Below are 13,551 nucleotides of genomic sequence, written 5' to 3'. Positions count from 1 at the left end.
CCCGGCGCAGCATCCACCGCCCGGGGCTTTCACATTCCTACGAGGAAGCCCGCCATGCGTGAAGGCACCGCCACCCTGATCCGCCGCGAAGACTACGTCGCGCCGGTCTTCTGGATCCGCACCGTCGACCTGTGCTTCGACCTGGAGCCGGCCAAGACCCTGGTCACCAGCAAGATGCGCCTGGAGCGCAACGCCGGCGTGCCGCACGGCCCGCTGCGCCTGCATGGCGAGGAACTCAACCTGCTGCGCGTGCTGATCGACGGCGAGAGCGTCTCCTTCCGCCAGGAAGGCCACGAGCTGATCATCGACAACGTGCCGGACGCGGACTTCAACCTGGAGATCCGCAACACCTGCGCGCCGGAGAAGAACACCGCGCTGTCGGGCCTGTACACCTCGGGCGGCGGCTTCTTCACGCAGTGCGAGGCCGAGGGCTTCCGCCGCATCACCTACTTCCTGGACCGCCCGGACGTGATGGCCGTGTACACGGTGACGCTGCGCGCCGACAAGGCCAGGTACCCGATGCTGCTCTCCAACGGCAACCTGCTGGAGACCGCCACGCTGGACAACGGCCGCCACCTGGCCAAATGGCACGACCCCTTCCCCAAGCCCAGCTACCTCTTCGCGCTGGTGGCCGCCGACCTGGTCGCGCGCGAGCAGCGCATCCGCACCCGCGCCGGCAAGGACCACCTGCTGCAGGTCTACGTCCGCCGGGGCGACCTGGAGAAGACCGAGCACGCGATGAACTCGCTGATCGCGTCGGTGGTGTGGGACGAGGCGCGCTTCAAGCTGCCGCTGGACCTGGAACGCTTCATGGTCGTCGGCGTGTCCGACTTCAACATGGGCGCGATGGAGAACAAGGGCCTGAACATCTTCAACACCGCGGCGCTGCTGGCCTCCCCGGCCATCTCGACCGACGCGGACTTCCATCGCATCGAGTCGATCGTCGCGCACGAGTACTTCCACAACTGGACCGGCAACCGCGTTACCTGCCGCGACTGGTTCCAGCTGTCGCTCAAGGAGGGCCTGACGGTCTTCCGCGACCAGGAGTTCAGCCAGGACATGGCCGCCACGCCGAGCGCGCGCGCGGTCTGCCGCATCCAGGACGTGCGCGCGCTGCGCGCCATGCAGTTCCCGGAGGACGCCGGCTCGATGGCGCACGCCGTGCGCCCGGACCAGTACGTCGAGATCAACAACTTCTACACCGCCACCGTCTACAACAAGGGCGCCGAAGTCGTCCGCATGTACCAGACGCTGGTGGGCCGCGAGGGCTTCGCCAAGGGCATGTCGCTGTACTTCGAGCGCCATGACGGCCAGGCCGTGACCTGCGACGACTTCGCGCAGGCGATCGCCGACGCCAACCCGGGCTCGCCGCTGTCGACGCGCCTGGACACCTTCCGCCGCTGGTACTCGCAGGCCGGCACGCCGCGCCTGCAGGCGCGCGGCGCCTACGACGCCGACGCCCGGACCTACACGCTGACGCTGAGCCAGGCCAACCCGGCCACGCCGGGCCAGGACGGCAAGCAGCCGCAGGTGATCCCGGTGGCGCTGGGCCTGCTGTCGCGCGAGGGCCGGCCCCTGCCGCTGACGCTGCAAGGCGAGGATGGCGGCACCGTCGCCACCGAGCGCGTGTTGGTGCTGGACCAGGCCGAGCAGTCCTTCGTCTTCGTCGACGTGGCCGGCGAGCCCGTGCCGTCGCTGCTGCGCGGCTTCTCCGCGCCGGTGGTGCTGGACGACGGCCTGGGCGATGCCGAGCTGCTGGTGCTGCTCAAGCACGACAGCGACGCGTTCAACCGCTGGGAAGCCAGCCAGCGCCTGGCGCTGGCGCGCATCCTGGGCGCCGTGCGCTCGGGCGAGCCGCTGACGCTGGACGCCGCCTACCTGGACGCGATGCGCGCCGTGCTGCGCCATGCGGACCTGGATCCGGCCTTCAAGGCGCTGGCGCTGCAACTGCCCGACGAGGCCTACATCGCCGAGCAACTGACCGAGGTCGATCCGCAGGCGGTGCACGCGGCCGTCGCGGCGGCGCAAGAGCAGCTCGCCACGGCGCTGCAGGCCGATTGGGCCTGGGCCTTCGAGACGCATCAGGTCAGCGCGGGTTACTCGCCCGATCCGGTGCAGAGCGGCAAGCGCGCGCTGGTGAACCTGTCGCTGGCGATGCTGGTGCTGAACGCCACGCGCGGCGGTGACGGCGTCTGGCCGGGCCGCGCGTACCAGCGCATCAAGGACGCGACCAACATGACGGACCGGCTGGGCGCGCTGTCCGCGCTGGTCAACGCGCATGCCGAGCTGGCCGACAGCGCGCTGGCGCGTTTCCACGCCCAGTTCAAGGGCGAGGCGCTGGTCATCGACAAGTGGTTCGCGATGCAGGGCCGCGCCGCCGAGCAGGACGGCAAGACCTTCGCCCGCGTGAAGCAGCTGATGAAGCACGCCGACTTCACGCTGAAGAATCCCAACCGCGCGCGCAGCCTGATCTTCTCGCTGTGCATGTTCAACCCGGCGGCATTCCACCGGGCGGACGCGGCCGGTTATGTCTTCTGGGCCGAGCAGGTGCTGGCGCTGGACGCGATCAATCCGCAGGTGGCGGGCCGCCTGGCGCGCGTGATGGACCGCTGGACCGCGCTGGCCGAGCCGTACCGCGGCGCCGCGCGCGAAGCGATCGTGCGCGTGGCCGCCAAGCCGGACCTGTCCAACGACGTGCGCGAGATCGTCGAGCGCGCGCTCGCGCTGGACCCGCGGCCGGCCGCCGCGGCGCCGGCCGAGGCCGTCCAGGGCTGACGACCAGTTTTTCAACCATCCGGAGTCGTTTCATGAGTCAACGCGTCAGCCTGACCCAATACCTCGTCGAGCAGCAGCGACTGCACGGCCACATCCCGCAGCAGCTGCGTCTGCTGATCGAGGTGGTGGCCCGGGCCTGCAAGCGCATCGCCATCAGCGTCAACAAGGGCGCGCTGGGCGACGTGCTGGGCACGGCCGGATCCGAGAACGTGCAGGGCGAGGTCCAGAAGAAGCTGGACATCATCGCCAACGAGGTGCTGATCGAAGCCAACGAGTGGGGCGGCCACCTGGCCGCGATGGCGTCGGAGGAAATGGAGAGCATCCACCTGGTGCCCAACCGTTTCCCGCAGGGCGAGTACCTGCTGATGTTCGATCCGCTGGACGGCTCCAGCAACATCGACGTCAACGTGTCGATCGGCACCATCTTCTCGGTGCTGAAGAAGCTCGACGGCAGCAAGGGCGTGAGCGAGGACGACTTCCTGCAGCCCGGCTCGGCGCAGGCCGCGGCGGGTTACTGCGTCTACGGACCGCAGACGACGCTGGTGCTGACGGTGGGCGACGGCGTGGCGATGTTCACGCTGGACCGCGAGCAAGGCTCGTGGGTGCTGACGGCCGACGACGTGAAGATCCCGACGGACACGAAGGAGTTCGCGATCAACATGTCCAACAAGCGCCATTGGGACGAGCCGGTGACGCGCTATATCGACGAATGCCTGGCCGGCGTGGAGGGTCCGCGCGGCAAGGACTTCAACATGCGCTGGATCGCGTCGATGGTGGCGGACGTGCATCGCATCCTGACGCGCGGCGGCATCTTCATGTACCCGTGGGACAAGCGCGAGCCCAACAAGGCCGGCAAGCTGCGCCTGATGTACGAGGCCAACCCGATGGCCTTCCTCGTCGAGCAGGCCGGCGGCGCCGCCACCAACGCCCGCCAACGCATCCTCGACCTGCAGCCGACCAAGCTGCATGAGCGCGTGTCGGTGGTGCTCGGCTCGAAGAACGAGGTCGAGCGCGTGACGCGATACCACGTGGAGTCCGACGCCGCGAAGTGACCGCGATCCGGCGCGGGCCGGGTCAGTAAAGAAGGCCGCTCGATGAGCGGCCTTCTGCGTTTTGGCCGGCCTCCGGAGTCGATGTCGCGTTCAGAAGAACGTCCTGACCCCGCCCAGCACGCGGTACTCGTCGTCGACGCGGTAGAGCAGCGGCCACTTGTCGAAGGTCGTGCATGGATGACCGACACCGAAGCCGATCAGATCGCCGACCCGCAGCGGCAGCACACCGCTGGAAGCGTCGACATACGCATGTTGATCGTTGAGCTTCACGACCTGCCAGTCGGTCGGCGCGGGCTGCGGCACATCGTGCTCGCCGCGGCGGTACCACCACAGCGGTTGCGGCAGGCAGGCGTCATATCCGAGGTCGCGCTTGCCGGCCGTGCAGATCGCGCGGCCTGGCTCGGGCACCGATTGAACGTGCGCCCAGACTTCGATCGCATTGCGCAGGCCAGGGCCGGCGCCCCACATCGCACCAGCGCGTTGCCGCATGCGCGCCTGCATGCGCTCGTACTGCAGGCTGTCGTGGGAGAGATAGCAGCCGCTGCGCAGCACCACGCGCAAGGCGCACCCGGTGCCCGCCGATTCGACCGCCGCCAGCGTGCGCGCCGCCATGTCGAAGAAAGCCGAGCCGCCGGCGCTGAGCAGCACCTCGCCGGGGGCGAACCAGTCCTCTTCGCAACCCGCGCGCGTGAGCGAGGCCACGGTCTCGATCATCGACAGCGCGCCGAGCTCCACGCGCGCCGTGTCGTCGCCGCTGTACACGCCCTCGAAGGCCTCGACACCGCGCAGCGCGATCGCCGGCCCGGCGTCGCGGATCAGGCGCCCCAGCGCCAGCCCATCCGCCAGGCTGCGCGCACCGGTCCGGCCACCCGGCGTGCCGACTTCGAGCAGCACCTGCAGCGGCCTCGTCAGTCCATGCGCAGCCACGGCCTCGCGCAACAGATCCAGGCCCGCGGCGGAGTCGACCAGCAGGTAGAAATCGAAATCCGCATCGGCCTCCAGCTCCCGGAACACCAGCTCGATGTCGGCCCGCCCCACCAGTTGATTGGCCAGCAGCACGCGCGGCACACCGAAGCGTCGATAGCTGCGCACATGCGCCGCGGTCGCCGCCGTCATCCCCCAGGCGCCTTCGTCGAGCTGGCGCTGGAACAACTGCGGCGCCATCGTCGTCTTGCCATGCGGGCACAGGCTCACGCCGGCGCGGTTCACGAAGTCGCGCATCCACGCGGCGTTGTGGATGATGGCAGCGTCCTTCAGCACCGCGGCCGGCAGCGGCAGGTCGCCGTCCAGCAGGGACAGGCCCAGCGTGCCGAGGTCGCGCAGCGGCAAGCCCTCGGCTGAAACGGGCAGTCCTTTCAGCGTGCTGGGCAAGGGCGCGGACTCGAGATCGTCCAGCTTCAGTCGCACGGGCGTGGTCGACGTCGCGCGGGTGGCGTCATGGGCGGATGCAGTCATGCCGGGCAATATAGCCCTCGACCGATCGGCTGATCAGCCAGCTGGCAAGACGCTTGTCAGTGCCACGGCAGCCCGGATGCAAGACCTGCTCCGGAGCGACCGGGAGGTAGCCGACCAAAACCTGGCGGCATCCCGCGAACCCTCGCGACCAAAGAAAAAGCCGCTTGGAGATCCAAGCGGCTTTTCAGGATTGGTGCCGGTGAAGAGAGTCGAACTCCCGACCTTCGCATTACGAATGCGCTGCTCTACCAACTGAGCTACACCGGCGCTGTCGCGAACAACAGAGCCGCACAGTATAGGCCAACTTTCAGAGGTCGACAAGTTTCGGGCTCGCCGAATTTCGCTGGATTCACTCCTCGCCCAGATTGGCCTGCACGCGCTTGAGCAGCGCCATCAGCTGCTGCTGCTCCGCCGCGTTCAATCCCGTCACCGCGTGCGCCGACAGTTGCCGCGCCTGCCGCTTCAACTCGCGTTGCACCGCCTCGCCCGCGGCGCTCAGGCGCAGCCGCACCTGGCGGCGATCGGCCGCGTCGGTCTCGGCGTCGAGCAGCCCCTTGTCCCGCAACCCCTTGATCAGGCGCGCGAGCTGCGCCTTGTCCCGCCCGCTGTGCTGCGCCAGGTCGCTTTGCGTGCCGTCGGGATGGCGCTCGAAGAAACCGAGCACCTTGCCCTCCATGTGCGTGATGTCCTGCGGACCGTCGCGCAGGAAACGGTACTGCCGGGCGCGGTACTGATGCATGACCGTGTGGATCAGCTCCAGCACGTCGTCGTCCTTGCCCCTGCGACCGGTAGTGTTAGTTGACATTGTCAATCGATATTCGGAAGATGGATGACATTGTCAACGAACCAGAATCCAACGGCAATGAAGCCTGAATCGAATCCCCTCCCCTCCGCCCTCGCGCCCTCTGTCGCGCCCTCCGGCGCATCCGGTGGGCAACAGGCCGCGCCAGCCGGCGGCAGCCGCGTGCAGCGGGTCCGCCATGAGCTCAAGCGTCGCGAGCTGACCGTGCTCGGCGTCGACGACGTCACGCCCAACTTCCGCCGCGTGACACTGGGCGGCGAGTCGCTCGCCGACTTTGTCAGCGCGTCCTTCGACGATCACGTGAAGCTGATCTTCGACGCCAGCGGCGATGCGCCGGTGATGCGCGACTACACCCCGCGCCGCCATGACGCCGCCGCGCGCGAGCTGGTGATCGAGTTCGCGCAGCACGGCGACGGCCCGGCCGCCGCGTGGGCCGCGCAAGCGGTGCCCGGCCAGTCGTTGACCGTGGGCGGACCGCGTGGGTCCTTCATCGTCCCGGTCGACTACGACTGGCATCTGCTGGCCGGCGACGAAACCGCCCTGCCCGCCGTCGCCCGCCGCCTCGAGGAACTGCCGCCCGGCACGCGCGTGATCGCGCTGCTCAACGTGCCCGAGAGCGACCGCCGCCACTTCCAGACGACGGCCGACGTGGACCTGCGCTGGGTCGACGGGGACGAGGCGCTGCTGGCCGCCGCCCGCGCGCTGACGTTGCCGGATGGCGAGGGCTACGCGTGGTGCGCCGGCGAAGCCGCCGCGATGACCGCGCTGCGCCGGGTGCTCGTCGAGGAGAAGGGCCACGACCGCCACGCGATCCGCGCCTCCGCCTATTGGAAGCGCGGCGCCAGCCATCATCACGAGCACCTGGAGTGAGGCGACGCCGCGCGGCACGCGACCGTCGCGATCGCCCGGCCCATGCGGCGCGGCGCGGCGCAGCGCCGCGCGCCCAGGAGCCGCGGCCGCGCGGCCCGCCGCCGCGGTCATCTCATCATGGCAAACTGCGCCCCGCCCGGAACGGAGGCGGGCCCCCGTGATCGCTGCTGTCCTGCATGACCCGCGCTGGCGCGCCGCCTGGCGCCTGCTGTTCCTGGCGCTCGTGACCGTCATCAGTTGGCTGGCCTTCAGCCCGCACCCGCCGCCCGAGGCCGACCTGGGCTGGGACAAGGCCAATCACTTCGCCGCGTTCGCGAGCCTGGCCGTGGTGGGCATGCAATGCCTGCGGGCGGGCGCGCGGCGCCGCTGGATCGTGCTGGCCTGGCTGCTGGCCTTCGGCATCCTGATCGAGCTGGTGCAATCCCAGATCCCCGGCCGCGATGCCGAGCTGCAGGATGTGATCGCCGACATGATCGGCGCCGCGATCGGCCTCGCGGCGCACGCGCTGCTCATGCGCCTCGTGGAAGACCGCTCGCCTCCGGCTCGCTGAACTCGCGCCGCGACATCGCGATCGCCACCGCCTGCGCGCGGTTGTTGGCGCCGAGCTTGCGCAGGATCTTGCGTACGTGGTTCTTCACCGTGAACATGCTGATGCCCAGCTGGATCGCGATGCCCTCATTGCTCAGCCCGGCGCGCAACCCTTCGACGATCTGCTGCTCGCGCGGCGTCACCAGCATGCCGACGCGACGCGGCAAGGCCTGCCCCCGCGGCTGCAGCCGCGAGCGGCGCCATGCCGCATGCAAGGCCGGCGTGAGCAGCTCGAAGCGCTGCAGGTGCTCGTCGTCCCAGCCGTCGCCGGCCAGCAGGAACAACCCCTGCGGCCGCTCGCCGTCCCCGGCCACGCCGTGCAGCACCAGGCTGCGCAGGCCGGCTTCCAGCAGCGGCTGGAACAGCGCGGACGGTTCCTCCCGCGCCACGTCGATGCGCAACGCGCGGCGCCCCTCGCCCCAGCGGCGGATCAGGTGCAGCCACAGGCCGTGCTCCGGCGATTCGAGCTGGGCCTGCAGCCCATCCCCGATCGGCTTGAGGTGAAACAGCTGCGCGGTCAAGCGCGGCGACGGCGGCACGTCGGAGGCGCAGACCAGCAGGCGGTGCGGCAGCAGCGGCTGCAGGCGGCTCTGGCTCCAGACGAAGAACTGAGCCGGGGTCGCGGGCTGGCCGGCGCTCCACAGCGCCTCCAGCAGGCGCTCGCCCAGTTGCCGGTCCTGCAGCCAGGGCAAGGGTAGCCCGTCGGTGGTATCGACGACGCGGTCCGGACGATCGGTGGGGTGCGCGCGGTCGGCACGGTCCACACGGTCCGTGAATCCGGCCGGCATCGGCGAGTGGGGCTGCGTCATGGACATGTATCGATACGTGAGCCGAGGCCATCGCAGACTGCCGCCCCGCGATGACGCAGCGATGAATGATTCGCGAAGAGTTGGAGGCCGTGGCGCGCGCGGGTACCCGCCTTGCCCCTGCTGACATCGGGTGGCAGCTTGACCGGCCTTCCGGCCCGTGGCGAGAGGCGCGGACCGGGCAAGGGCCGGCCAAATCAGCTACCGTTGACGAGCGGTCCGCCCCCTCGGGCCGCAGGAGTTGCTTGCATGTCGGATCACGATCTGCCGCTCGCCCGGCGCGATCTCGCGCGCCGCTACGAGGCGGTCCGGCGTCACACGCTGACGCTGGCCGAGGGCCTGTCCATCGAGGATCAGGCCGCCCAGTCGATGCCGGACGCCAGTCCCGCCAAATGGCATCAGGCCCACACCAGCTGGTTCTTCGAGGCGCTGCTGCTGCGCCCTTTTCTCGACGGCTACCGGCCGATCGACGAGTCGTACCACGTCCTCTTCAACTCGTATTACGAGGGCCTCGGCCCGCGCCATCCGCGCCCCCAGCGCGGCCTGCTGACGCGGCCGTCGCTCGAGGAGGTGCGGGCCTACCGGCGCCACGTCGACGAGCACATGGCCCGGTTGATCGCGGGTACCGACGAGGCGCGCTGGGCCGCGATCGCGCCGACGCTGGAACTCGGGCTGAACCACGAGCAGCAGCACCAGGAACTGCTGCTGACCGACGCGCTGCACCTGCTGTCCTGTCACCCGTGGCGGCCGGCGCTGTCGGCGGACGCGCCCGCGCGCTGGCCAACGGGGCGGGTGAGCGAGTGGATCTCGCATGACGGCGGGCTGGTCGAGATCGGCCACGACGCCGCCGCCCCGGGCGCGGGTTTCGCCTTCGACAACGAGGGGCCGCGTCACCGCGTCTGGCTGGAGCCGTTCCAGATCGCCAGCCGGCTCGTCACCTGCGGCGAGTTCCTGCGCTTCATCGAGGCCGGTGGTTATCGCGAGCCGCGCTGGTGGCTGTCCGACGGCTGGGCCACGGTCCAGGCGCAGGGATGGAAGGCGCCGCTCTACTGGATCGAGCACGAGCGCGCGGACGATCCGGCGCGGACCGGCGACGGCGGCTGGTCGATCTTCGGCCCGCATGGCATGCGGCCGCTGGATGCGGCGGCGCCGGTGATGCAACTCAGCTTCTACGAGGCCGCCGCCTATGCCGAGTGGGCCGGCGCCCGCCTGCCCAGCGAGCCGGAATGGGAAGCCGCCGCGGCGTTGCCCGGCATGGCGCAGTTGCACGATCAAGCCTGGCAGTGGACGCGCTCGGCCTATCACCCGTATCCGGGCTTCCGACCGCTGGACGGCGCCGCCTCCGAATACAACGGCAAGTTCATGGTCGGCCAGCTGGTGCTGCGCGGCGGCAGCCTGGCGACACCGCCCGGCCACACGCGACCGACCTACCGCAACTTCTTCCCGCCGGCCGCGCGCTGGCAGTTCACCGGGCTGCGACTCGCCCGCGATGCGCGCCCGCGCGCGGAGACCCCCGCATGAGTTCCTTCGCCGAAGACCTGCACGCCGCGCTGGCGGGCCCGGACCGTTCCATCTCCCCCAAGTATTTCTACGACACGCAGGGCTCCGCGCTCTTCGAGCAGATCTGCGAATTGCCCGAGTACTACCCCACCCGCACCGAGCTCGCGCTGCTGCGGCGCCATGCCGGCGACTTCGCCGAGCGCATGGGCCACGGCGCGCAGTTGATCGAATACGGCGCCGGCGCGCTGGTGAAGGTGCGCCTGTTGCTGGAACGCGCCCGGCACCTGCACAGCTTCGTGCCGGTGGACATCTCCGGCCCGCACCTGCTGGCCGCCTGCGAGGCGCTGCAGCGGGAGCAACCGGCGCTGCGCATCCTGCCGGTGGTGGCCGACTTCACCCGCATGCATGTGCTGCCCGATCCGCCTGCGGACGGGCGGCGGATCGGCTTTTTTCCCGGCTCCAGCATCGGCAATTTCGAGCCCGACGAGGCGCTGCAGTTCCTGCGGCTGCTGCGGGAAGAGCTGGACGGCGGCGCGCTGCTCATCGGCGTCGACCTGATCAAGGACCCGGCGCTGCTGCACGCGGCCTACAACGACGCGCAGGGTGTGACGGCGCGCTTCAACCAGAACCTGCTGCGCCACGCGCAGCGCGCGCTGGGGCTGGAATGCGATCCCGACGCCTTCGACCATTACGCGTTCTACGACCCGCGCCGGCACCGCATCGAGATGCATCTGTTGCCGCGCGGACCGCAGATGCTGCAGCTGCAAGGCCGGCAGTACCTGCTGTCGCCGGGCGACAGCCTGCATACCGAGAACTCGCACAAGTACAGCGTCGAGAGCTTTCAGGCGCTGGCCCGCGAGGCGGGCTTCCGACCCGCGGCGCATTGGACCGACGCGCGCGACTGGTTCAGCCTCCATTGGCTGGAGGCGTGAGATCGGGGACGGAGGGGGTGGGCGGCCGGCGGCGCCGTGAAGGCGAGGGAAGCGGAGGAGGCGGGAAGCGGCGAGGAAAGGCGGGAGGGCCGGGAGGCCCGGAAGGCCCGGCCTCAGGCGTCGTAGCCGTAGACGTCCGCCAGCTTGCTCAGCAACTCGGGCTCGGCCTCGGGCGAGAAGAAGTACGGGAACAGCGTGCGCGAGCGGCCATCCTCGTTCAGCGTGCCGCCGTGCTTGCGCACCTGCGTCGAGCCGTACGCCAGCGACAGGCTCATCAGCACCGCCGGCGCACCGACGCTGCGGTGCAGGCGCTGCTCGCCGTGCGGCTGGAAGTCCAGCATGCGGCGATAGAAGGCCTTGTGGCGGGGATTGACCTCGATCACCAGGAACTCGGCGCCCCAGTGATTCACCGCGTGCAGGTAGGCCAGGTGGAACAGGCTGGCCAGCACCAGCTTGGACGGACCGTCCGGATCGGCCGCCAGCCGGGTGAATTCGCACAGCTGCCAGCCCTGGCGGCGCATGTCGGCCATCTCTTCCGGGAAGCTCTGGTCGGCCGCCAGGTTGCCGCCGTCGCGGCGCAAACCCAGCGTCGACACCAGCCGGCCTTCCCAGTAGGCGCCCAGCGTGACGTCGGCGGAGCGGCTCAGCTTGTAACCCCGTGACGCATAACGACGCTCCAGCAAGGCGCTGCTGCCGCTTTCCATCAACGCGCGGATCTCGATGCGGCCGAACTCCGTGTCGCGGCAAACGAGCTCCACCGAGTCAGAGCGAACAAACGGAATATCCGACGGGATCGACTGGAGCGCCTGCAAGGGGCTTGCATGCGGTTCCAGCTCGATGCCAGACAGATGTGATTCGTCGCTCATTCCCAACTCCAGACTGCTTGGTTATGGGGGGCGAGTCTATGCCCCACCTAAAGTAATTACTCCGGGTCGCTACGATAGTTAACAAATGCGACCTCGACCTTACGGGTCTGTACCGGGTAGCGACGCCGGTCAATCCCCCGGAGGCCGGAAACCCCGCATTTGAGGGAACTCCGTTACATAGCCCCCACCCACCGGGAATGCCGCGCCAAGCCGCGCTCTGATTCGAGAACATCGAATCTCGAGGAATCCCGCGCGGCGATTTCCGACATGCTGGTTGTTGCAGATGTAACTACTTGTCCGAAGTTCAAATACCGAAATGAGGGGACAGCTGCGTCCCGCGTTTTTACGGAAATCCGTACAAGAAATAGGGATATTTGACGTCGAACCGCCCACGACGGCGTCAGGCGCACGGTTGGGCGGCCATCGCATCGAGGCGGGCACGCGCCTGGACGATCAAGGTGGCGACGCGACCGTCGGCCTGGGCGGCGATGGCCTCCAGGTCGAACAATCCGGCCAGTTCTTCGGCGGACAGCGCCGTGGGCGGCAGGTCGCCGACGTCGATCGCGGCATGCAGCAATTGCTCCAGCGTGCCCTGCCCGTGGCGGACGCGGTAGATCAGGTCACGCACGAACGCGCCGGTGCGCTGCCGTCCCAGACGCGGCAGCAGCAGCAACTCCAGATGCTCGCTGGCCACCAGCCCCTGGCGACCCAGGACGTGATCGCGCATCCGATCGACACGGATCACCGGCTCAGCAAGCGCACGGGTGAGCGCCTGCACCGCGCTGTGGGCGCCCCCCATCAGGCCGCTCCATTCAGCCAGTTCCGCCTGCTGCTGGCCCAGGCCGCGCTCATGCTCCTGCGCCATGCAGGCGAGCAGGCCGGCGACGCGTTGCGGCGCTCGCTGCACGGCCGATAGCGCCTGCAGCGCCGCGACCGGATTCTTCTTGTGCGGCATCGAGGTGCAGGAGCCGAAGCCCTCGCCGGGCGGCTCGTTGAGCTCGTCGATCTCCGCCTGCGCCATCAGCGCGAAGTCCTGCGCCAGCTTGCCCAGATTGCCGCAGAGCAGCCCCACCTCCATGCCCAGCCGCAGCCAGCGGTCCCGCTGGGTGTGCCAGCACATGTCCGGCAGCGGCAGGCCCAGTTCGCCGGCCACCGCCGCGAGCAACTCGTCCGCCCGCCCGCCGATCGCGTCCAGGGTGCCCACGGCGCCGCCCAGTTGCAGCAGCAGCGAGGCCCGGCCCTGCTCGCGCAGCCGCTCGGCGCTACGCAGCAGCGGCATCAGCCAGTTCATCAGCTTGAAGCGCAGGCTGATCACCTGCGCGGGCTGCATCATCGTGCGGCCCAGCATCGGCACGGCGACGTGCCTCTCGGCCAGATCGAGCAACTGGCCGCACAGCCGCTGGAGGTCGTCGTCGATCAGGCGCAGGGCCTCGCGGGTGCGCAGCACCATCGCCGTGTCGACCAGATCCTGCGCCGAGGCGCCTCGGTGCACGTAGACCGCCGCGGCCGGATCGAACAGCGCCACCGTCTCGCGCAGCCGCTGCACCACCGGCAGCGCCAGGTTGCCGGCTCGCGGCGCGGCGGCGATCAGCGCCTGCACGTCGTAGAGCTCGGCCCGGCACAGGCTCGCGATCGCCTGCGCGGCGGGCGCGGGGATCAAGCCGACCTTGGCCGCAGCCCGCGCCAGCGCAGCTTCCATGTCCATCATCGACTGCACCACCGCGGCAGGGGAGAACACCGTCTCCATCGCGGCAGAAGACAAAAAAGCCTCGAACAGCATCCAACATCCTTGTGAGGGGAGTGGATGCTATCGAGGCTTTTCCGTACGCCGTACTCAAGCAAACCCGCTTGGGGTTTGTCTGGGACGGCTGTCGCCCCGGCATGGGCCGGGATGTCGCATGCCGG

The 13,551-nt window shown here is 69.4% G+C and carries 11 protein-coding genes and 1 tRNA gene; 6 read left to right on the top strand and 6 right to left on the bottom strand.

Annotated elements, in window-relative coordinates; genetic code table 11:
- Positions 1-54 precede the first annotated feature (54 nt).
- Complete coding sequence (pepN, locus tag CDN99_RS18610) at positions 55-2,775, top strand: aminopeptidase N (RefSeq protein ID WP_088386382.1); 2,721 nt, start codon at positions 55-57, stop codon at positions 2,773-2,775.
- A 32-nt stretch (positions 2,776-2,807) separates the two neighbouring features.
- On the top strand, positions 2,808-3,827 hold the full coding sequence (locus CDN99_RS18605; RefSeq protein WP_088386381.1) for a class 1 fructose-bisphosphatase: 1,020 nt from the start codon (positions 2,808-2,810) through the stop codon (positions 3,825-3,827).
- 90 nt (positions 3,828-3,917) lie between these two features.
- Here CDN99_RS18605 and CDN99_RS18600 read toward each other — a convergent pair whose 3' ends face one another.
- From CDN99_RS18600 to CDN99_RS18590, 3 genes are all read right to left on the bottom strand, one after another.
- Positions 3,918-5,282 carry an alanine racemase gene (locus CDN99_RS18600; protein ID WP_088386380.1) on the bottom strand — a complete coding sequence of 455 codons (1,365 nt, stop codon included), beginning with the start codon at positions 5,280-5,282 and terminating at the stop codon, positions 3,918-3,920.
- 191 nt (positions 5,283-5,473) lie between these two features.
- Positions 5,474-5,549 (bottom strand) — tRNA-Thr (locus CDN99_RS18595).
- 82 nt (positions 5,550-5,631) lie between these two features.
- Positions 5,632-6,087: a MarR family winged helix-turn-helix transcriptional regulator gene (locus CDN99_RS18590; protein ID WP_088386379.1), complete on the bottom strand. Its 456-nt coding sequence runs from the start codon at positions 6,085-6,087 to the stop codon at positions 5,632-5,634.
- A 57-nt stretch (positions 6,088-6,144) separates the two neighbouring features.
- Between CDN99_RS18590 and CDN99_RS18585 the strand changes: the two genes are divergently transcribed.
- Both CDN99_RS18585 and CDN99_RS18580 read left to right on the top strand, forming a co-directional pair.
- On the top strand, positions 6,145-6,954 hold the full coding sequence (locus CDN99_RS18585) for a siderophore-interacting protein (protein ID WP_088386378.1): 810 nt from the start codon (positions 6,145-6,147) through the stop codon (positions 6,952-6,954).
- Positions 6,955-7,111: 157 nt separating this feature from the next.
- Positions 7,112-7,504 (top strand): VanZ family protein, encoded by a 393-nt coding sequence (locus tag CDN99_RS18580; protein WP_238139590.1) that lies wholly within the window; start codon positions 7,112-7,114, stop codon positions 7,502-7,504.
- Here CDN99_RS18580 and CDN99_RS18575 read toward each other — a convergent pair.
- Positions 7,464-8,351: a helix-turn-helix transcriptional regulator gene (locus CDN99_RS18575; protein ID WP_141100861.1), complete on the bottom strand. Its 888-nt coding sequence runs from the start codon at positions 8,349-8,351 to the stop codon at positions 7,464-7,466. The genes CDN99_RS18580 and CDN99_RS18575 overlap by 41 nt on opposite strands.
- A 246-nt stretch (positions 8,352-8,597) precedes the next feature.
- Here CDN99_RS18575 and egtB point away from each other — a divergent pair, with 246 nt between their 5' ends.
- Together egtB and egtD are read left to right on the top strand one after the other, a co-directional pair.
- Positions 8,598-9,869, top strand: a complete 1,272-nt coding sequence (gene egtB / locus CDN99_RS18570; protein ID WP_088386376.1) for an ergothioneine biosynthesis protein EgtB — start codon at positions 8,598-8,600, stop codon at positions 9,867-9,869.
- Positions 9,866-10,780 carry an L-histidine N(alpha)-methyltransferase gene (gene egtD, locus CDN99_RS18565; RefSeq protein ID WP_088386375.1) on the top strand — a complete coding sequence of 305 codons (915 nt, stop codon included), beginning with the start codon at positions 9,866-9,868 and terminating at the stop codon, positions 10,778-10,780. Before egtB ends, egtD begins: the two co-directional genes overlap by 4 nt.
- A gap of 113 nt (positions 10,781-10,893) precedes the next feature.
- On the opposite strand, the gene CDN99_RS18560 is transcribed toward egtD, so the two are convergent.
- A complete protein-coding gene (locus tag CDN99_RS18560; protein ID WP_088386374.1) occupies positions 10,894-11,646 on the bottom strand; it encodes an N-acyl amino acid synthase FeeM domain-containing protein in 753 nt (250 codons plus the stop codon).
- Between the two features lie 400 nt (positions 11,647-12,046).
- Positions 12,047-13,426: a lyase family protein gene (locus CDN99_RS18555; RefSeq protein WP_088386373.1), complete on the bottom strand. Its 1,380-nt coding sequence runs from the start codon at positions 13,424-13,426 to the stop codon at positions 12,047-12,049.
- Positions 13,427-13,551 lie beyond the last annotated feature (125 nt).

The organism is Roseateles aquatilis (genome assembly GCF_002205645.1).
GTDB lineage: Bacteria > Pseudomonadota > Gammaproteobacteria > Burkholderiales > Burkholderiaceae_C > Roseateles > Roseateles aquatilis.
Note: the sequence above shows the minus strand (reverse complement) of the source record. Positions and strands in the feature narration are given on the sequence as shown.